The 20,214-nt window shown below is 59.0% G+C and carries 16 protein-coding genes; 14 read left to right on the top strand and 2 right to left on the bottom strand.

The genetic code is table 11. From position 1 onward, the window contains the following. Positions 1-19 precede the first annotated feature (19 nt). From AC07XZ_RS15585 to AC07XZ_RS15560, 6 genes are all read left to right on the top strand, one after another. Positions 20-463: a MarR family winged helix-turn-helix transcriptional regulator gene (locus AC07XZ_RS15585; RefSeq protein WP_102688274.1), complete on the top strand. Its 444-nt coding sequence runs from the start codon at positions 20-22 to the stop codon at positions 461-463. Positions 464-659: 196 nt separating this feature from the next. Next, on the top strand, positions 660-2,009 hold the full coding sequence (locus tag AC07XZ_RS15580) for an NCS2 family permease (protein WP_007960018.1): 1,350 nt from the start codon (positions 660-662) through the stop codon (positions 2,007-2,009). An 87-nt stretch (positions 2,010-2,096) separates the two neighbouring features. Then, positions 2,097-2,726, top strand: coding sequence for a LysE family translocator (locus tag AC07XZ_RS15575; protein WP_007960020.1), 630 nt, complete (start codon positions 2,097-2,099; stop codon positions 2,724-2,726). Between the two features lie 199 nt (positions 2,727-2,925). Continuing rightward, positions 2,926-6,609 (top strand): hypothetical protein, encoded by a 3,684-nt coding sequence (locus AC07XZ_RS15570; RefSeq protein WP_102688273.1) that lies wholly within the window; start codon positions 2,926-2,928, stop codon positions 6,607-6,609. A gap of 171 nt (positions 6,610-6,780) precedes the next feature. Beyond that, the gene (locus tag AC07XZ_RS15565; RefSeq protein WP_146024034.1) at positions 6,781-8,391 is read left to right on the top strand and encodes a hypothetical protein; all 1,611 of its coding nucleotides are present in this window, start codon (positions 6,781-6,783) and stop codon (positions 8,389-8,391) included. 6 nt (positions 8,392-8,397) lie between these two features. Then, positions 8,398-9,933, top strand: coding sequence for a hypothetical protein (locus AC07XZ_RS15560; protein WP_146023264.1), 1,536 nt, complete (start codon positions 8,398-8,400; stop codon positions 9,931-9,933). 108 nt (positions 9,934-10,041) lie between these two features. On the opposite strand, the gene uraH is transcribed toward AC07XZ_RS15560, so the two are convergent. Then, positions 10,042-10,395 (bottom strand): hydroxyisourate hydrolase, encoded by a 354-nt coding sequence (gene uraH, locus AC07XZ_RS15555; RefSeq protein WP_011333195.1) that lies wholly within the window; start codon positions 10,393-10,395, stop codon positions 10,042-10,044. A gap of 430 nt (positions 10,396-10,825) precedes the next feature. On the opposite strand from uraH, the gene puuE reads away from it, so the two are divergent. From puuE to AC07XZ_RS15515, 8 genes are all read left to right on the top strand, one after another. Continuing rightward, positions 10,826-11,752: an allantoinase PuuE gene (gene puuE, locus AC07XZ_RS15550; protein WP_007960032.1), complete on the top strand. Its 927-nt coding sequence runs from the start codon at positions 10,826-10,828 to the stop codon at positions 11,750-11,752. Beyond that, positions 11,749-12,264 (top strand): 2-oxo-4-hydroxy-4-carboxy-5-ureidoimidazoline decarboxylase, encoded by a 516-nt coding sequence (gene uraD, locus AC07XZ_RS15545; RefSeq protein WP_007960034.1) that lies wholly within the window; start codon positions 11,749-11,751, stop codon positions 12,262-12,264. Before puuE ends, uraD begins: the two co-directional genes overlap by 4 nt. A 90-nt stretch (positions 12,265-12,354) precedes the next feature. Continuing rightward, complete coding sequence (gene alc / locus AC07XZ_RS15540) at positions 12,355-13,350, top strand: allantoicase (RefSeq protein WP_007960036.1); 996 nt, start codon at positions 12,355-12,357, stop codon at positions 13,348-13,350. Between the two features lie 151 nt (positions 13,351-13,501). Next, positions 13,502-14,005, top strand: a complete 504-nt coding sequence (locus tag AC07XZ_RS15535) for an ureidoglycolate lyase (RefSeq protein WP_007960046.1) — start codon at positions 13,502-13,504, stop codon at positions 14,003-14,005. A 51-nt stretch (positions 14,006-14,056) separates the two neighbouring features. After that, positions 14,057-15,370: a urate hydroxylase PuuD gene (locus tag AC07XZ_RS15530; RefSeq protein ID WP_102688270.1), complete on the top strand. Its 1,314-nt coding sequence runs from the start codon at positions 14,057-14,059 to the stop codon at positions 15,368-15,370. 168 nt (positions 15,371-15,538) lie between these two features. Further along, positions 15,539-16,897, top strand: a complete 1,359-nt coding sequence (locus AC07XZ_RS15525; protein ID WP_085608811.1) for a nucleobase:cation symporter-2 family protein — start codon at positions 15,539-15,541, stop codon at positions 16,895-16,897. A gap of 86 nt (positions 16,898-16,983) precedes the next feature. After that, positions 16,984-17,769, top strand: coding sequence for an outer membrane protein OmpK (locus tag AC07XZ_RS15520; protein ID WP_011333187.1), 786 nt, complete (start codon positions 16,984-16,986; stop codon positions 17,767-17,769). Between the two features lie 372 nt (positions 17,770-18,141). Next, positions 18,142-18,927, top strand: coding sequence for an outer membrane protein OmpK (locus AC07XZ_RS15515; RefSeq protein ID WP_085748491.1), 786 nt, complete (start codon positions 18,142-18,144; stop codon positions 18,925-18,927). A 114-nt stretch (positions 18,928-19,041) separates the two neighbouring features. Here the strand turns inward: AC07XZ_RS15515 and AC07XZ_RS15510 are convergent, their stop codons facing one another. After that, positions 19,042-20,214, bottom strand: coding sequence for a patatin-like phospholipase family protein (locus tag AC07XZ_RS15510; protein ID WP_085748490.1), 1,173 nt, complete (start codon positions 20,212-20,214; stop codon positions 19,042-19,044).

Genomic DNA, 20,214 nt, shown 5'->3' with positions numbered 1-20,214 from the left:
CCTCTCTGGAAACGTCAATATGCTTGACCTTAAAAACTGCGCCAGCCAGCAACAAGCCATGGAAGCGTTTTTCTTCGGTTACCAGGCGTTCACCGCCAAGGCCGATGAAATGCTCGAGCGTCGCGGCTTGTCCCGCGTGCATCAACGCATCGTGTTTTTCATCGCTCGCTATCCGAACCTGAGCGTCAAGGAATTGCTCGCGCTACTCGGCGTCAGCAAGCAGGCGCTGAACATGCCGTTGCGGCAATTGCAGGAAATGCACTTGGTGGACAGCGTGGCGTCCGAGACCGACAAGCGTAAACGCCTGCTGGAGCTGACCGCTGAAGGCGCGAAATTTGAACAGGCATTGCGCCGCGAGCAGGTGAAATTGCTTGAGCGCGTCTTTGCCGAAGCGGGCGAAACGGCGGTCAACGGCTGGCTGGCGGTGAATCTGGCGCTGGGAACCAACCGCCCAACCGAGTGATATAGCTCGATCACCAGTCTTTTCGTCTACAAAACCAAAAACAATATTTGCTTTATTTGTACACAAAAGCATAATCCACAGCGTGCGAGTTCCTGACCGCATGGTCAACAAATTCGCGTATGCCTCAAAGGGCCGCTGCCACCCCTCATGGGTCCGGTCCTGGAAATAACAATAAAACTCTTGAGGAGTACTCGCTGTGGAAAGCCGCAAATCCGAAGCATCGACGCTGGAACTCTCGCCGCCGTTACGCAATGGCCTGCTGGAGCGCATCTTTAAACTCAGCTTGCATGGCACCACGGTGAAGACCGAGCTGATTGCCGGTCTGACAACCTTCATCACCATGGCTTACATCATTTTCGTCAACCCGAACATCATGGCCGATGCCGGGATCGATCACGGTGCAGCCTTCGTTGCCACCTGTATCGCCGCCGCGCTGGGCTGCCTGCTGATGGGCCTCTACGCCAACTGGCCGGTAGGCCTGGCGCCGGGCATGGGCCTCAACGCGTTTTTCACCTACACCGTGGTCGGCACCATGGGCTACAACTGGGAAACCGCGCTCGGTGCGGTGTTCGTCTCGGGCGTGCTGTTCATGATCCTGACCTTTTCGCGGATTCGCGAATGGCTGCTCAACAGCATTCCGGTCAGCCTGCGCTATGCGATGGGCGCCGGTGTGGGTCTGTTCCTCGGGCTGATCGGCCTCAAAACCGCCGGCATCGTCGTCGATAGCCCGGCCACCCTGATCAAACTCGGCTCGCTGCGTGAACCCGGTCCGCTGCTTGCCGCCATCTGCTTCCTGATGATCGCGATCCTCAGCTATCACAAAGTGTTCGGCGCGATCCTCATCAGCATCATCACCGTGACCCTGGCTGGCTGGGGGATTGGTCTGGTGCACTACGAGGGCATCATGTCCGCCCCGCCAAGCCTGGCGCCGACGTTCATGGCCATGAACGTCGCCGGCGTGTTCAACGTCAGCATGATCAGCGTGGTCCTGGCCTTCCTCTTCGTGCACATGTTCGACACCGCCGGCACCCTGATGGGCGTCGCCCAGCGCGCCAACCTGGTGAACGCTGACGGCCGCATCGAAAACCTGTCCCGCGCCATGAAAGCCGACTCCGCCTCCAGCGTTTTCGGCGCAGTGGTCGGCGTTCCGCCGGTCACCAGTTACGTGGAAAGTGCCGCCGGTGTAGCGGCTGGTGGTCGGACTGGTCTTACCGCAGTCACCGTGGGTGTGCTATTTATAGCCGCGATGTTCTTTGCACCGCTGGCCGGCATGATTCCCGCCTATGCCACCGCCGGCGCGCTGATTTACGTAGCGATGCTGATGATGGGCGGCATGGCGCACATCGAATGGGACGAAGCGACCGACAGCATTCCGGCGATCGTCACCGCGATCATGATGCCGCTGACCTTCTCGGTCGCCGACGGTATCGCGCTGGGCTTCATTACCTATGTCGCGCTGAAGGCCGGCACCGGTAAATACAAAGAGATCTCCGTCAGCCTGTGGGTGCTCTGCGCGATCTTCATCGCCAAGTTCATCTTCCTGTAAGCGCTGCGCGGTTCACGCTTCAAAACAGCCTCACCCCACCGGGTGGGGCTTTTGCACATTCTTGATAACGATAAAAAGGAGCAAGTGATGAGTCTGGAAACCTGGCTGCTGTTCAGCGGCGCTGCGCTGGTGGTGATCCTGATTCCGGGGCCACTGTCGTTGCTGATGATCAGCAACAGTCTGAATTACGGTCTGCGTCGTTCGTACCCGGCGTTTCTCGGTGGCGTGTTCGCCTCGATCTGCCTGCTCAGTGCCTCGGCGCTGGGGCTGGGCGCCCTGCTGCTGGCGTCCGAAAAACTGTTCAGCGCCCTGAAGATCGTCGGCGCGATTTACCTGTTCTACCTCGCCTGGCAGAGCTGGCAGCAATCGCGCCAGCCGTCGGTGGGGGCCGAAGTGCCTCAGGCCGCACCGGTTCCTAAGTTCCGCGCATTGTTCAGCCGGGCCTTCGTGCTTGGCGCAAGCAATCCTAAAGACATTTTGTTTTTCGCCGCGTTTCTGCCGCAATTCCTCAGCGCCGAGCAACCGTTCCTGCCGCAACTGCTGGTGATGATCGCCACCTGGACGCTGCTCGATCTGCTGTGCAAATTGACCTACGGCCTCGGTGCCCATGGTGCAGCGCGTTACCTGCGCAGTGGCAAGGGCCAGAGCTGGTTCAACCGCATCAGCGCCGGATTGTTCGGCGGTGCCGGTGCCGCATCGCTGCTCAGCGGGCACTGATACTTGCAGACAATGTTCTGAGTCTCAGATGATTTGAATCTGACTGCCAGTTTCGACACTCACGTCCTGCATCGAAACTGGCAGCAACTTCCGCTTCCAAAACGCAACACACCGCAACACCCCGCCGATGTACTTCGTTTGAACCCTTTTCCTAAGATGACGGCGCAGCACAACCTCATCTCAGAACAAGGATGTTCAAATGGCCACGCTTATTCACCCGTCCTCGATCGAATATAACGACGCAGACATTGCCGACATGCAACTTGTCGCCAATGAACGGCAACCTTCAACGATCGACTATGACGACGACAATTCCCGCCCGCTCTCTCCTGCGCTCAAAAACAAAAGAGCGCAGCTTAAAACCGTGGACCAAGTCTTCGGCCCGCTGCTGATAGGCGAATACTCCATTAGCCGCAGAGCGCTGGACACATTGGGCGCAACGGTCGACGGGCAACCCCTGGATGGCAAGAACACGTTTTTCCGTACCCCAGGAAAGCGCTTTATCAACGCCCTGCAATTTGACCCGGTCGCCATTGAAGCGCGGATGAAAACAACGACCGGCGCAGACGACTATTTACTGCCGGCCCTGCTCTTCGAAATGGCCAGCCGACGCCCTCTCACGGCACCTCCCTTGTTGATTGATCCACTCGATACTCAAACCGATCCAGGTGCTTATCAGACCAAGCTGAAACAACTTCTGAACTCGGCGCAGAGACTCGATATCCGCCATGCCCATATCGAGGAGCCACTTCCCAACTGGGTCAAACGCTCAAGCAGCCGAACCATGGCCAGCACCGGTATCGGACTTCAGGCGTTCGGTATCTACAGTGGTCTTCGCGGTCTGCAGGATGCGATCAGAGACAAGGATTCGTATGGCATTGTGTTCAACAGCTCGGCGTTCACCGCCGATGTCGCTTCGATAGCGATCGATCTGGCCGTCGCCCGCAAAGCCACACAAATGCTCAAAGCCAGCGAGAGTGCCTACAAGGGATTTGCCAAAACCAGTTTCGCCCTCAAGTTGGGTCGCGGCGGTGGCTTGATCGGCGGTGCCCTGACGCTGCCGTTCGATGTCATTTCTGCGGTGGATGGTTTCAAAGCGGCAGCCAGAACAACCGGGAAAGAGTCGATCAATAACTATGTGAATGCCGGGCTGAGCGTCACCAGCGCGACCATGACCGTGCTGCTCGGCGCCGCGGCCCTGGCCGGATTTTCCTCGGCCGGCCCGATCGGGCTGGTCGCGGGTTTGCTGCTGGTCGCGGGATCGCGAGTCTGGGCGGCAATCAATGTAGTCGATGACATTGACGATTACATCACGCTGACCACCGAAGAGCGTCTGCGTACCGGCTGGTTCGCTTTCTGGGGCATCAGCCCGGATGAAAGCATTGAAGATCGTCACCTCATTGCCAGATCGGCTGCCCGACATTCACAACAACTTCAAACCACCGCCCGCAAGTTGCTGGACGAAACACTCAAGGATCAGACCGAAGCCATCATCAATGGCAGTTTCCGGGTGGAAGTCGAATCACTCCAGGTCGCGACTTATGAGTGGACCCCGGAAAACCCGAAGTACAAAACCATCAAGCGTCCACGAATCAGCGATAACAACGACAACATCGACGCACATGCAGGCGTCACCCAAGGCACACCCGGGGCAGTGTTTGGAACTTCTGCCGACGACAAAGACATCCTATGGTTTATCGGTGGCGGTAACGACACGATTCTGGGGGTAAAGAAAAAACCGAACAGGTTCTATTACGGTGCCGGCCATAAATCCCTGAACGGTGGCGAGAAAGCCGACGAGTTCATCTTCGAGGGCGCTGCCGACCTGCTGAAAACCGGCACGCAAGAAACACTGATTTCCGAACTGCAAGGTGATGCAGGTAACGACACGCTGAAACTGGCGGGGCACTTTCCGCAAACCAACGAAGATCGTTACGGATTTCGAGTTGATTTGCATAAGGGCGAGATGTCGCTGCTGGTCAAGCCGCTCACTCCAAAAGAGCAGGCCTACAGGCTGCACAGTCATCTGCAAAGTATCGAAAACGTCGAAACGCTGGCCGGTGCAACCAATGAAGTCATCGGCAGTGACGGTCCGAACATCATCAAGTCCCGTGGTCGCGACGAGATTGATGCAGGCCCCGGCGAGGACCAGATTTATTTACTCGGCAGTTACGTATCGGCCAATGGCGGCAAAGGCAAGGATGCCTACGCAATCGCTCACGTCCCCGGCATGGTATCGATTATTGAAGACGGCGCAGATGAAAGCATCATTGCGCTGGACTGGCCCTGCGAGCTGATCGAAAGCTGGAAGATTGAAAAACGGGAACTGGTCATCACGTCAGGATTCGAATTCGACGATACCAGCAAGAAAATTGTCCGGATCAAGAATGTCTACCAGCAAACCGGGGACAAACGATTGCTACAGAATGGAAAACTGACCTTCATCAGCAAAGATGGATTTCATCTCGTGCCGGAACTTCCAGCCAGCATAGAAACGCCGCTAGCGGTCGATGTGGAAGTGGTGATCCTGCGACAGGGAACACGCCAGCTTCCGGTCATTGTGTTTGATAAGCAGCTCACCGTCCCCAACGACAGAAGTTCGAGCTACTGGCTGTCACGCAACAATATCCAGACGGTTTTCCAGGTAACAACGCCCGGTAATACAGGGGTCACTACGCTGCACATCGATTGTGCCAGCACAGAACTGACTCACGTCGAGGCTTATTACAACGCCGACCTCATGCGCGGAACTCATTTCAACTACATCATGTACAAGGAATGCGGGCTGACCCTGCATTTCGGCAGCAAACAGCTATCGATCAAAAATCTTGCCTCTTCGACCGTGTCCGGCATGCGCGATCTCAAGCCCCGGTTGAAGGCCCCCGAGCTGGCAACCAACCACTCGTTCATTCTGATCATGAACGACGGCGCGTCTTATCGACTTATCCAACCCCCTGTCACCGACAGTCATTTTTTGAACGACACGTTTGAAATAAGCGGCCCGATGCATTGGACCAGCAACGTGCCTCTGCCACTTTCCCCCAGAGCGGGAACGCATCAATACCTGCAACCGCTCGACAACCAGACACATGCGCTAGGTAGCGGGGAGAAGTGCGTCATGCTCAAACCGGCTGCGCAACAGACTGCCGTGGAAAGCCTCACCGGTGAAGGTTCGAAGTACCTCGTCCACCTCAACCCCGGCATGTCGTTGCGCATTTCCACGCCAGGCGCATTGGCGACCGCGAGCCAGCAACTGGCCTTTTCCTCGACTTGGGAATTCGACGCCTCCAGCCTGGGCGAGGTGGAGATCAGGCTCATCGACAACCAGTTGCAGATCGGGCAGACGATCATCTATCTGCCGCAATACCAGAACACGGGCGACCTGATCGACCAGGTTCGCGTGATAACCGCGCAGGGCATTGTCTGGGCGGTCGATCTGATTTTCGAGGCGGTCTATATCGAAGCGATAGACGCACGGTTCCTGGTACCGGCAACCGATGTTTCGACCTCCTTGCCTGCCGGGCTGAAGCAACATCCGGAAGACCACATACTTGTACGCAACATGGTCATGAAAGATGGCAGCCTCGGTGCACTGCGGTATCACCTGACACAGCGCAAATGGATGCTCGACACAGACAAGTCCCGCACCATTGCCCCCCGGGATCTGCAGACAACCAATCACTGTACCCACCAATTGAAACTGTTCGAAGAAGTGGCACAGATCGGTCTCGCTTACTCTCCTCCACTTGGCGAGCAAGCTTTGAGAGCCTTGCGCGATCAATGCGTCAGGCTGATGGGCGATCTCTCGCTGGATTACCCGGCAAAACTGGAACAGGCGAAACACCTCGCCTGGCTTTTATCCGGACAATCGCACTACAACTGACGCCCTCGGGAGTCACGGACTCCGCTGGAAACGCTTTGCATCAGTCGCTTGCGCCAATTGATATATGTACCACACGCCAGAAGCCTGCTTTGACGATCATTCAGCCCCCTTTAGCCAGCACCACTCCATGGCTTTACACCGCTGAATCAGTCGTACATCGGAGCACTTCAAATGGCCAAGCCACCCAAGCAGATTCCTCCCGCGAGTTCGTCGCCTCCCAGGTCCTTGACAGACACGCCTCCTATCAATGTCGATCACGTTTCGAACATTCGCCCCGGCACGCATTTGCCAAGCGTCGAGCTGACGTTCGCCGGACATTCATCGCAACACACGGCAGACCATGGCGGGGGCAAACAGCCCTCGGTCGAGGTCAGCGAGATGCTGACCCGCCAGCATCCACACAGGTCAGTCATTGCACCTGACGCCTCGGCGAGGCCGACATCACCCGTGTTCATTCCCGTTCATCTGGCCCTCAGGCTGACCCCGGCAGCAGACTCGCCGCAAGGCATTCGCCGTGACGGTCGGGAACGAACCTATGTCGACATGCGCGAAGGCACTGCCATGGTTCATCAACACCCTGACGGCCGCTATCAACTGACCTCGGCCAGCGAGTTGACGCCATCCGGTTTTCAAGTCGAGCGGATCCATGGCACGAATCTGTGGCAAAAACGCCAAGCCATCGCGGCACGTCGCCCGCATGTCGACGAGCCGGACGAGCAAGCCGGTCCGAGCAAACGCCCGCGACTGAATGAGGATGACGCGTCGACCGATCCGGACCCGTTCGCCGACAAGGCTTCGACAACCATCCAGCAACCACTGGACCTGTCCAGCAAGCCATGGCGAAGCTGGGGTCAACCGACAAAACCCACCAGCGGTCAATCGGTTGAAGTAGATGGGCTGCACTACCCGATCGTGTCGCAGATCGTTCGCTCCAATACACCCATCGTCTGCATCAAGCACCCGCGCTTCAACCCGGAACGCTTCGAAGCTTTCGAACAGATGCTCGTAGACAATCGCACGCTGCAACCGCGCTGGGCAGCCCGTGCCCCGGACAACCGGTGGGTCGTTGCAGACGATCACCTGCCATTCGAAAAACCGCTGACGCAATACGTCGCCGATACCTTCGAGTACTTGTCCGGGCAATCCGCCAGGGCCGTGGCCAAGGCCATGTTCAGCGCGTCACGTGGCGCCGAAGTGATCAATGGTGAGGGATTGCAGGCACTGAGCCAGACGTTCCGTTACTGGGAAAACAGGACCATCCCCGCCCACCGACAGCTCGCAGATCCGCTGATGTTGCTGCCGATCCAGCCCATCATCGATGACGGCACTTTCGGGGGAGGGATCGTACTGCCCCCGACAAGCGGGCCAAGCCTGCAGCGAGTCGATATTGATCCGCAGAAATTTTCGCAGCAATGGAATGAATATACGGCTGAACCGGGGGCTGCGAGCTTGCAAAAGCTCTTCTACAAAATTCTGGTCAAGAGCGGCTACACGGTCAGTCCGCCAGATCCCCTGCTGCTGGAAAACTCGCTGGTTTTCCGTCGGGAAGGACTGGACTCGCTTTTCGTACTGAAGCTCCCGCTCGTCTCCTCCGACTTCATCCCCCGCTACACCCGACCGGGTTCCGAACTGACCAGTTCGGCAGCGCTGATGACACTCGACGAAACCGGACGGCAACGGCTGAACACCCTGCTGGCACAAGACAAAATCAACTATCTGGTGGGCGGCATTCAACGACCGAGTCCGGACCAACCCACCCTCTTCATTCTTCGCGAAGGCTGATCATCAATGAGCCCCAAACGCCCCACCCGACCGAAAACGGATACACCGGACTCCACGCCTGTCGTGCGAGACACCACGCCGGACATTCCAGTCCCCCCACGCCTGACGCCCGACACCTTGATCGACCCAACCCTCACGCATCCGGCCTGGCAATTGCCTGCGCCGCCCGTGACTCGCCGTCAGATGATCGAAATCTACGATCTTCCTGCCGAGACACAGGTCAGGGCCAGCACCGCGCAAAGGCCGATCGGCAGTTATTTTCTTGCACCCGGGCTGGTCAACAGGTTGCCGCCTCCCGACTTGCCGAGCGGCATTCGTTCCGCCGGACGCTATGCCTATGTCGATCTTGTCGAGGGTGGCACCGTGCTGATCGACCCCGATGCACAGGATGGAGTAAGAGCTCGTTTATCGAACGAACTCTTCGCGTCCGGTCCGTTGCTGGAGCGGGTTGAAGGGACGCTGATGTGGCGCCCGGTTCCCGTGGAAACCGCGCCAGATACTTCCAGGCTGACCATCACACGCCACCGATTGCCGGATGATGAACCGTCAGCCGTACCGTCAAAACGCTCTCGCCTGGAAGAGACGCCGTGGAGCGATTGGGGCATCGACCCGCAACATGCCACCCCGGGTGACATTCGCGTCGACGGTATCCAGTACAAAGTCATTCCGCCAGGCGATGCGAGAGATCCGATCGTCTATATCAAGAACCCGAGTCACCTGATCTACGACTTCGACCTGCTGGAGCGCACACTCCGACTGGACCCGCAGCAACAGCCGCGAGGCGCCATTCAGGTTCCGCCTGCCCATCATTGGCAAATCGATCCGACGTTGCCATTCGATCGTCCATTGACGAATTACGTCGCTCGATACTTTCCCGAGTTGTCCGCGAGCTCGCAGGAGAATGTCGCGTTTCACCAGTTTGTGCTGGCAAACGGAACCAATACCGCCACCGGTTCGGGACTGACCTTGCTGCGACAAACCTTCAACGACTGGGAAACCGGAAACGACACTCCACGCCCGCAATTGGCGGATCCGTTGCTGATGTTGCCGATCCTGCCAACGTCGGGCGCTGGAACGATCCGTGTGATCGAACTACCGACGCCGGAATCGGGTGGTCCGCTGCATCGACTGGATTTCGATCCGGCGCTGTTTCGCCAGGAATGGTTGTATTCGACCAATACCCAATCGGCGGTGGATCTCAAACGCTTCATGGCGACGCTGCTGACCCGTAACGGTTACGCCGTGTTCGATCCTAGCCCTTCCAACTCGTATCCGGCATTGGTGTTCAAGCGCACCGGGCATGACTATGTATTCTTCATCAGCCTGCATCGCATCCGGGGCCGCAAGATCAACCAGACTCTGAATGTCGATCAGAACAGCGCCAGCTTGCGCCTGCATATTCAGGTGGGCGCACCGGCGGCGGCAGCGGTGATCGCAGCAAATGCCAGAAACAAAGTCGTCTGGCTCAGGGGCGGCCCGCAGACGCTTGCAAACGCTGACGACACAGTGTTTATCGTGCGCGACGGGCACCCACGGCTGTGATCGCAGATTGCTGAATGACAGACGAAAAAAAGCCCGCAGTGTGAGCGGGCGAAAGACCAAAGAAGCTATATGCGCAGTCGCTTCCCGGCAGGGGCAGCTGCTTGGGGGTCAGCTGCCCCGATAGGTGGAATAGCTGTAAGGCGAGATCAGCAACGGTACGTGGTAGTGATCCTGTTCGGCAGAGATGCCGAACCGCAGCACGACCACGTCCAGGAATGCCGGCTCCGGCAACTGGACGCCACGGGCTCGGTAGTAATCGCCGGCGTGGAACTGAACCTGATAGACACCGGTACGATAGTCATCGCCTTGCAGCAGCGGCGCATCGACCCGGCCATCGCTGTTGGTAAGCGCACTGGCGACCAATTCCAGGTGCGAACCTTCAACGCGGTACAACTCGACCTTGATCGAGCTGCCCGGGCAACCGTGTGCAGCGTCCAAAACGTGTGTTGTCAAACGTCCCATTGATTCTGCGCGCCTGCCTGCGTGGAGCAGTCAGACCTCGCGCCTCCCGAAGTCAGTTGAAAAGGAGACCGCACCGTTTCGGAGCACGAAAAGCTGCGGCGAGCGATTGATTAAGACACTTTTCAAAAAAATTGTACACAATAAAAACGACATTTTTGCTGCTACCCCCGCCATCCTTCGATTTCCCGGTGATTTGCCCCATAACCTCGCATTCATTGAACCCCCAATCCATTAGCTGACTGGTCAGGCAGGTTTCTTGCAGGTTCACGCCATTAACAGCAAAAGATGACAGCCGGTGAAAAATGCGAAAATTCAGGCTTACAAATTGAGAATAAAGTTGTATACAATCAGCCCATCGCTGTGACGCCAGCCTGCCATTCAAACTTCAGGGCGCCACACAATCTGTCAACGAATAAGAAGGAAGACTGCAGTGAGCGCTGACTACCCACGCGACCTGATCGGTTACGGCAGTAACCCTCCTCACCCACACTGGCCGGGCAATGCCCGGATCGCCCTGTCGTTCGTACTCAATTACGAAGAAGGCGGCGAGCGCAACATTCTGCATGGCGACAAAGAATCCGAAGCCTTCCTGTCCGAGATGGTTGCTGCTCAGCCTCTGCAAGGCGCGCGCAACATGAGCATGGAATCGCTTTACGAGTATGGCAGCCGTGCCGGCGTCTGGCGGATCCTGAAACTGTTCAAGGAATTCGACATTCCGCTGACCATCTTCGCCGTGGCCATGGCCGCCCAGCGTCACCCGGACGTGATCCGCGCGATGGTCGAGGCCGGTCACGAGATCTGCAGCCACGGCTACCGCTGGATCGACTACCAGTACATGGACGAAGCGCAGGAACGCGAGCACATGCTCGAAGCGATCCGCATCCTCACCGAACTCACCGGCGAGCGCCCACTGGGCTGGTACACCGGTCGCACTGGCCCGAACACCCGTCGCCTGGTGATGGAAGAAGGCGGTTTCCTCTACGACTGCGACACCTATGACGACGACCTGCCCTACTGGGAACCGAACAACCCGACCGGCAAGCCGCACCTGGTGATCCCGTACACCCTGGACACCAACGACATGCGTTTCACCCAGGTCCAGGGTTTCAACAAGGGCGACGATTTCTTCGAATACCTCAAAGATGCGTTCGACGTGCTTTATGCCGAAGGCGCCGAAGCACCGAAGATGCTGTCGATCGGTCTGCACTGCCGTCTGGTGGGCCGTCCGGCGCGTCTGGCTTCGCTCAAGCGCTTTATCGAATACGCTAAAAGTCATGAACAGGTGTGGTTCAGCCGCCGCGTCGACATCGCGCGTCACTGGCACGAAACCCACCCGTACCAAGGGGCTGCCAAATGAGCACCTTTCAAACCCTGAAACCATCGACCCTGAGCCGCGACGCCTTCGTCAAAGCCTTCGCCGACATCTACGAACATTCGCCATGGGTGGCCGAGAAGGCCTTCGACCTGGGCCAGGACGCATCGATCGACCAGATCGAAACCCTGCACCAGCGCATGAGCGACATCCTGTTGAGCGCCGATCACGCCAGTCAGCTGGCACTGATCAACGCTCACCCGGACCTGGCCGGCAAAGCTGCCGTCCAGGGCGAGTTGACCGAAGCCAGCACCAATGAACAGGCTGGCGCCGGTATTCACCAATGCACGGCCGAAGAGTTCCAGCGCTTCACCGAGCTGAACGACGCCTACAAAGCCAAGTTCAAGTTTCCCTTCATCATGGCGGTAAAAGGCAGCAACCGGCATCAGATCCTCGCGGCGTTCGAAACGCGCATTCACAACCCGGTCGACACCGAGTTCAAATGTGCGCTGGCGGAGATCAACAAGATCGCCCTGTTCCGATTACTGACTCTCTAGCGAGCCTGGCCCGAGAAGCCTCTAGAACGCTTGTGTTTCCCAGGGCCCTGCAAGCATCCCAAGCCACTTATTTAAAGGCAGACAAGAAGAATGAAAGCTTACGCCGTACCTTTCGAGAAGTTCGTCAACCTGGCCGATGCCCGTCTGGGCACCAAAATCATCTCGGTCACCGATGACTGGTTCGCAGACGCCAATCGTCTGTTTCAGCCGACCCCGGCCGTGTGGAAGGAGGGCGTGTTCGATGACAACGGCAAGTGGATGGACGGCTGGGAATCGCGCCGCAAGCGCTTCGAAGGCTACGACAGCGCGGTGATCCGCCTGGGCGTACCGGGTTCGATCAAAGGCGTGGACATCGACACTTCATTCTTCACCGGCAACTTCCCGCCATCGGCCTCGCTGGAAGCCTGCTTCCTGGCGTCGGGCGAGCCGGACGAAAACACCCAGTGGACTGAAGTGCTGTCGGCCGTCGAGCTGCAGGGCAACAGCCACCACTACCACGAAATCAGCAACGACAAGGCGTTCAGCCACCTGCGCTTCAACATCTACCCGGATGGCGGCGTGGCCCGTCTGCGCGTGTACGGCATTCCGTTCCGCGACTGGTCGGCGGTTGGCGACAACGAGCAAGTGGACCTGGCAGCAGCCCTCAACGGTGGCCGCGCCCTCGCCTGCTCCGACGAACACTTCGGCCGCATGAGCAACATTCTCAACCCGGGCCGTGGCATCAACATGGGCGACGGCTGGGAAACCGCACGTCGTCGCACCCCGGGCAATGACTGGGTGATCGTCGCGCTGGGCCACCCGGGCGAGATCGAAAAAATCATCGTCGACACCCTGCACTTCAAGGGCAACTACCCGGACACCTGCTCGATCCAGGGCGCGTTCGTCAAGGGCGGCACCGACAGCCAGATCGAAACCCAGTCGCTGTTCTGGCGCGAACTGCTGCCAAGCCAGAAGCTGGAAATGCACGCCGAACACACCTTCGTCGAGCAGATCAAGGCGCTGGGCCCGATCACTCACATCCGTCTGAACGTGTTCCCGGACGGTGGTGTGAGCCGCCTGCGCGTTTTGGGCAAGGTCGCGAAGTAACACCCGATCGTTCCCACGTCGAGGCGTCGAACCGTCTGCGTGGGAATGCATACCGTGACGCTCCGCGTCACAGTGGACGCGGAGCGTCCATGGCAGCGTTCCCACGCAGAGCGTGGGAACGATCAATTTTCAAGAGATTAAGAAGAACAGCATGCGCACACTGACGATTGAACCGCTGACCAAAGAAGCCTTCGCCCCTTTCGGTGACGTGATCGAAACCGACGGCAGCGATCACTTCATGATCAACAACGGTTCGACCATGCGCTTCCACAAACTGGCGACGGTCGAAACCGCGACGCCTGAGGACAACGCGATCATCAGCATCTTCCGCGCCGACGCGCAGGACATGCCGCTGACCGTCAGCATGCTGGAACGCCATCCGCTGGGCAGCCAGGCTTTCATTCCGCTGCTCGGCAACCCCTTTCTGATCGTGGTCGCGCCACTTGGCGATGAACCTGTATCAGGCTTGGTCCGCGCCTTCGTCACCAACGGCAGGCAGGGCATCAATTACCATCGCGGCGTCTGGCACCACCCGGTGCTGACGATCGAAAAGCGGGATGACTTCCTGGTGGTTGATCGCAGTGGCACAGGCAATAACTGCGATGAGCATTTTTTCAAAGAGGATGAGCGTTTGATCCTCGCCCCCCACCAATAAGAGAAGGTCCGATCACTCGACAACAAGAGTGACGGGCGAGAGGTAAAGACTGTGGAAGCACATCTGTTGGAATGGCTGAACCTGAGCGTGCGCTGGGTTCACATGATCACTGGCGTGGCCTGGATCGGCGCGTCGTTCTACTTCGTCTGGCTGGAGAACAACCTCAACCGCGTCAACCCGAAAACCGGTCTTGCCGGTGATCTGTGGGCGATCCACGGCGGCGGTATCTATCACCTGGAAAAATACAAACTGGCCCCTCCGTCGATGCCGGAGAACCTGCACTGGTTCAAATGGGAAGCCTATTTCACCTGGATGTCGGGGATCGCGCTGCTGTGCGTGGTGTTCTACTCCAACCCCGTGCTTTACCTCGTGGCACCCGGCAGCGGCCTGACCGGCCCTGAAGGCGTGGCCATCGGCATCGGTTCGCTCATCGCCGGCTGGTTCATCTACGACTTCCTCTGCGATTCGCCTCTGGGCAAGAAACCTGCCCTGCTCGGCTTCATCCTGTTCGTGCTGATCATCGGCGCGGCGTTTGGCTTCAGCAAGGTGTTCAGCGGTCGTGGTGCGTACCTGCACGTCGGCGCGATCATCGGCACCATCATGGTCGGCAACGTGTTCCGCATCATCATGCCGGCGCAGCGCGCACTGGTCGCCGCGATCGCCGAGAACCGCACGCCGGATCCGGCCCTGCCGGCCAAAGGCCTGCTGCGTTCGCGTCACAACAACTACTTCACCCTGCCAGTGCTGTTCATCATGATCAGCAACCACTTCCCGAGCACTTACGGCAGCCAGTACAACTGGCTGATCCTGGCCGGGATCGCAGTGTTGGCGGTGTTGGTGCGTCACTACTTCAACACCCGTCACGACAGCCACAAGTTTGCCTGGACCCTGCCTGTGGCAGCGGTGGGCATGATCAGTCTGGCGTACGTCACCGGCCCTGCGCCGATGTCGACCGCTCCGGACGTGGCCAAGGCGCCTGCGAAAATCGAGTACCAGCCGCTGCCGGAAACGGCTTTGGGTGGTGGCGCGAAACCGGCTGAAGCTGCACAACCGGCAGCTCCTGCTGCACCGACCGCTGCTCCGGCTCAGGCGTCCAACGCCGGCCCTGCGTTCGACAAGGTGCACAACGTGATCCAGGAACGCTGCGCGGTCTGCCACTCGGCCAAACCGACCAGCCCGCTGTTCAGCGCTGCACCGGCCGGTGTGATGTTCGACACCCCCGAGCAGATCCGCCAGAACGCGGCACGGATCCAGGCGCAAGCCATCACCACGCAGATCATGCCACTGGGCAACATCACACAGATGACCCAGCAGGAACGTGACCTGATCGGTGCATGGATCGCCCAGGGAGCCCAGACCAACTAAGCAGTAAAAGCATCGCTGGCAAGCCAGCTCCCACAGGGTTTTGCACTGCCTGTGTGGGAGCTGGCTTGCCAGCGATTAGCCGCAACGCGGTTTACCTGATGCAAAGAAACAGCTGTGAGCAACCCGGCAGCTGTTAATCACAAGAATAAAAAAGATCCGAGGTGTTGCATGTCCGAGCTGTCCAAAGCGCGCATCCCCGACGCACCCGCCATTCAGCGTTTGCCCCTTTTGCAACTGATCCTGGTCGGTTTGCAACATGTACTGCTGATGTACGGCGGCGCCATCGCGGTACCGCTGATCATCGGACAGGCCGCTGGCCTGAGTCGTGAAGAAATCGCCTTCCTGATCAACGCCGACCTGCTGGTCGCTGGCATCGCCACCATCGTGCAATCTCTGGGCATCGGCCCGATGGGCATTCGCATGCCGGTGATGATGGGCGCCAGTTTCGCCGCCGTCGGCAGCATGGTCGCCATGGCCGGCATGCCCGGCATCGGTCTGCAGGGAATCTTCGGCGCCACCATCGCCGCCGGGTTCTTCGGCATGATCATCGCGCCGTTCATGTCCAAGGTCGTACGCTTCTTCCCGCCTCTGGTGACCGGCACGGTCATCACCTCGATCGGTTTGTCGCTGTTCCCCGTGGCCGTGAACTGGGCCGGTGGCGGCGCTGGTGCTGCTCAATTCGGTTCACCGATTTACCTGGCCATCGCCGCACTGGTGCTGGCCACCATTCTGTTGATCCACCGCTTCATGCGCGGTTTCTGGGTCAACATTTCCGTGCTGATCGGCATGTGCCTGGGCTACGTGCTCTGCGGCGCCATCGGCATGGTCGACCTGAGCGGCATGGCCAACGCGCCGTGGGTTCAGTTCGTCACCCCGCTGCATTTCGGCATGCCGAAGTTCGAACTGGCACCGATCCTGTCGATGTGCCTGGTGGTGGTGATCATCTTCGTCGAGTCCACCGGGATGTTCCTCGCACTGGGCAAGATCACCGGCCAGGAAGTCTGCCCGCGCATGCTGCGTCGCGGCCTGCTGTGTGATGCCGGCGCATCGTTCGTTGCCGGCTTCTTCAACACCTTCACCCACTCCTCCTTCGCGCAGAACATCGGCCTGGTGCAGATGACCGGCGTGCGTTGCCGTTCAGTGACTATCGTTGCCGGCGGTCTGTTGATCGTCCTGAGCCTGCTGCCGAAAGCGGCATTCCTGGTGGCGTCGATTCCACCGGCGGTGCTCGGTGGCGCGGCGATTGCGATGTTCGGCATGGTGGCAGCGACCGGCATCAAGATCCTGCAGGAAGCCGACATCGGCGACCGCCGCAATCAATTGCTGGTAGCCGTGAGCATCGGCATGGGCCTGATCCCGGTGGTGCGTCCGGAATTTTTCGCCCACCTGCCGTTGTGGATGAGCCCGATCACCCACAGCGGGATCGCCATGGCCACCCTCAGCGCGCTGACGCTGAACCTGTTGTTCAACATCCTCGGCGGCGCCGAACGCGCCGCGATCAACGACTGCCACGCACACCCGCACTGATCCGAAGAGAAAAAAAGGGGGCTCGCCCAAGCCTGCCCCCTCGCGACAGCTTTGCCTCAAACAATAAAAACAAGAGGGAGCAACAGATGATCCGGACTCAAACCAACGTGTTGTTGAGCGGCGGCCTGCTGGCCGCATCGCAAGCCATGGCCGGCGATTTATTGCTGTGGCAGACCAACAGCCTGAGCTACCTGTACGGCAAGAACTTCGCGATCAACCCGTCGATCCAGCAGACGGTGACGTTCGAGCACGCCGACAAGTGGAAGTACGGCGACAACTTCCTGTTCGTCGACAAGATCTTCTACAACGGCCAGGAAGACCGCAACAAAGGCCCCCACGCGTTCTACGGCGAATTCAGCCCGCGCCTGTCGTTCGGCAAGATCTTCGACAGGAAGCTGGAGTTCGGCCCGATCAAGGACGTGCTGCTGGCCATGACCTACGAGTACGGCGAAGGCGACAGCGAGGCCTATCTGATCGGCCCCGGCTTCGACCTCAAGGTACCGGGCTTCAACTATTTCACCCTGAACTTCTACCGCCGCCAGACCGAAGGCCCGCGCCCGGGCGACGGCGTCTGGCAGATCACGCCCGGCTGGTCCTACAGCATTCCCGTGGGCAATTCCGACCTGCTGATCGACGGCTATCTGGACTGGGTGGTCGACAACGACCAGAACTCCCGTGGCACCTATCACGCAAACCTGCACATCAACCCGCAGATCAAATACGACCTGGGCAAAGCCCTCGGCTGGGGTGAAAAGCAGGTGTACGTCGGCACCGAATACAGCTACTGGAAAAACAAATACGGGGTCGAAAGCACCCACAGTTTCGACACCAACCAGAACACCGCCAGCCTGCTGGTGAAGGTGCACTTCTAAGATGACCCGCAACCGTGCCCCCTACCTGTCGTCGGTGCTCTGTTGCGGGGCACTTGAGGCCTGGCCGTTGAGTCAGTATTCTCCGCGGCCTCCTGAATTCGGTCTAAAAAAAAGCCCGAATTTAATTCCTGACCGAAAAGCCAATTTATCCAGGCTTCGGTCAGTACCGAGGCATCCCGAAAACACGCTCAATCGACTGTTTTTCAGCAGCCGACGGGCGTTTTTTTGCTTTTCGAAAAGCCTTGGCTCAGCTCTTGCTAACAGCATGAAAGCTGACCGGATGGATGACTTTTGCAGCAACGAAAAAAGGCGCCACACCAGAGCGCCGACTCAAAAAAATAAACGTGGAACACCTACTTTGGGAGCAACCGAATGAAACGTATGTGCACCAGCCTGATGCTTGCGGGATCGCTGCTGGCAGGGGGTCAGGCCATGGCCGACGGCCTGCTGCAATGGCAGAACAACAGCCTGACCTACCTCTACGGTAAAGACTTCAAGGTCAACCCGGCCATCCAGCAGACCGTGACCTTCGAGCACGCCGATGCGTGGAAGTACGGGGACAACTTCTTCTTCCTCGACAAGATCTTCTACAACGGTGACAAGGACTTCAACAACGGTCCGAACACCTACTACGGCGAGTTCCAGCCACGCATCTCGCTGGGCAAGGTGCTCGACCAGAAGATCGAGTTCGGCCCGATCAAGGACGTCCTGCTGGCGATGACCTACGAGTTCGGCGAGGGTGACACCGAGTCCTACCTGATCGGCCCGGGCTTCGACCTGGCCATTCCGGGCTTCGACTACTTCCAGCTGAACTTCTACCAGCGTCACACCGAAGGCTCGCGTGCGGGTGACAACGTCTGGCAGATCACGCCGGTCTGGTCCTACACCATTCCGGTGGGCGATTCGAACATCCTGATCGACGGCTACATGGACTGGGTGGTCGACAACGACGTCAACAACAAAGGCGAATACCACGCCAACCTGCACTTCAACCCTCAGGTCAAATACGACCTGGGCAAGGCGCTGAATTTCGGCGAGAAGCAGTTGTACGTCGGTGTTGAATACGACTACTGGAAAGACAAGTACGGTATCGACGACACCAAGGCCTTCACCACCAATCAGAACGTGACCAGCTTCCTGGTGAAGTTCCACTTCTGATAGTGCGGCGTCTTCACGGACGCCATCGCGAGCAGGCTCGCTCCCACATTGGTTTTGTGCACGACACAAATCCCGGTGGGAGCCAGCCTGCTGGCGATTGCCGCACCACTAATCTCAAGCCGGAACCAGCGCCTCGCCAATCCCGAGAAACCGGCACAGCTCATCGCGCTTGGCCAAGGCATCGCGCCGTCCAAGGTCGATCAATTCACTGCAATACCCCGCCTCGAACAGCAAGTAACTCAACACCCCTGCCCCGCTCGTCTTGGTCGCTCCCGGCCCACGCAGAAACAACCGCAACGCCGCCGGCAGTTCCTGGCGATGCCGCGCCGCGATTTCATCGATCGGCTGACTCGGCGAGATCACCAGCACTTCCACCGGCGCCACACCCAGCGCGCGGGTCGGCGTGCCTTCGGGCATCAGATGACTGAACTGGTTCAGGCGCTGAAGCAACTCGATATCGCTTTCCAGGCTATCAATGAACGTACTGTTGAGCATGTGCCCGCCGATCTGCGCCAGCGTCGGCTGCTGCCCGGTGTAGGTGCGTTCCAGCGGTTGCGCCGGATCGAAACCGCGCGGGTTGCCGCTGACGCCCACCACCAGCACCCGACTCGCGCCCAGGTGCAGTGCCGGGCTGATCGGTGCCGACTGCCGCACCGCGCCATCACCGAAATATTCATCGCCGATCTTCACCGGCGCGAACAACAGCGGGATCGCCGAACTGGCCAGCAAGTGCTCCACCGCCAACTGCGTCGGTACACCGATGCGCCGATGACGCAGCCAGGAGTCAATAGTCCCGCCGCCCTCGTAGAAGGTCACCGCCTGCCCCGACTCGTAGCCGAACGCCGTCACCGCCACCGCGTGCAGTTGCTTGCGCGCGATGGACTCGGCGATGCCGGGCAGATGCAGTTTTTCGTTGAGCAGATGACGCAGCGGCGAACTGTCGAGCAGCGCCACCGGCATTTGCCGGCCCATGCCCAACAGACTGTGACTGACGAAACGACTGGCCTGGCGGATCACCCCCGGCCAGTCGCTGCGCAACACGCGATGGCTGCGAAAGCCTTGCCAGAACAGCGTCAGGCGTTCGATGGCGGCGCGAAAATCCGTGGCACCGCTGGCCAGGCTGACCGCGTTGATCGCCCCGGCCGACGTGCCGACAATCACCGGAAACGGATTGTCCGCCCCCAACGGCAGCAATTCGGCAATCGCCGCCAGAACCCCCACCTGATACGCCGCCCGAGCCCCGCCGCCGGAAAGAATCAAACCTGTGACCGGTTCAGCTGGGCTCAT

The sequence above is a fragment of the Pseudomonas sp. GW458-11-26-14-LB4 genome (genome assembly GCF_059423925.1).
The sequence above is the reverse complement of the archived record's forward strand: the minus strand, read 5'-3'. Positions and strand labels throughout refer to the sequence as shown.

What these genes read in the sequence shown, in the direction of transcription:
- uraD (WP_007960034.1), top strand. Translation starts at nt 11,749, where the DNA reads ATGAGCACCTTTCAAACCCTGAAACCATCGACCCTGAGCCGCGACGCC.
- uraH (WP_011333195.1), bottom strand. Translation starts at nt 10,395, where the DNA reads ATGGGACGTTTGACAACACACGTTTTGGACGCTGCACACGGTTGCCCG.
- AC07XZ_RS15570 (WP_102688273.1), top strand. Translation starts at nt 2,926, where the DNA reads ATGGCCACGCTTATTCACCCGTCCTCGATCGAATATAACGACGCAGAC.
- AC07XZ_RS15585 (WP_102688274.1), top strand. Translation starts at nt 20, where the DNA reads ATGCTTGACCTTAAAAACTGCGCCAGCCAGCAACAAGCCATGGAAGCG.
- AC07XZ_RS15535 (WP_007960046.1), top strand. Translation starts at nt 13,502, where the DNA reads ATGCGCACACTGACGATTGAACCGCTGACCAAAGAAGCCTTCGCCCCT.
- AC07XZ_RS15565 (WP_146024034.1), top strand. Translation starts at nt 6,781, where the DNA reads ATGGCCAAGCCACCCAAGCAGATTCCTCCCGCGAGTTCGTCGCCTCCC.
- AC07XZ_RS15510 (WP_085748490.1), bottom strand. Translation starts at nt 20,214, where the DNA reads ATGAGCCCAGCTGAACCGGTCACAGGTTTGATTCTTTCCGGCGGCGGG.
- AC07XZ_RS15520 (WP_011333187.1), top strand. Translation starts at nt 16,984, where the DNA reads ATGATCCGGACTCAAACCAACGTGTTGTTGAGCGGCGGCCTGCTGGCC.
- AC07XZ_RS15525 (WP_085608811.1), top strand. Translation starts at nt 15,539, where the DNA reads ATGTCCGAGCTGTCCAAAGCGCGCATCCCCGACGCACCCGCCATTCAG.
- alc (WP_007960036.1), top strand. Translation starts at nt 12,355, where the DNA reads ATGAAAGCTTACGCCGTACCTTTCGAGAAGTTCGTCAACCTGGCCGAT.
- AC07XZ_RS15515 (WP_085748491.1), top strand. Translation starts at nt 18,142, where the DNA reads ATGAAACGTATGTGCACCAGCCTGATGCTTGCGGGATCGCTGCTGGCA.
- AC07XZ_RS15575 (WP_007960020.1), top strand. Translation starts at nt 2,097, where the DNA reads ATGAGTCTGGAAACCTGGCTGCTGTTCAGCGGCGCTGCGCTGGTGGTG.
- AC07XZ_RS15560 (WP_146023264.1), top strand. Translation starts at nt 8,398, where the DNA reads ATGAGCCCCAAACGCCCCACCCGACCGAAAACGGATACACCGGACTCC.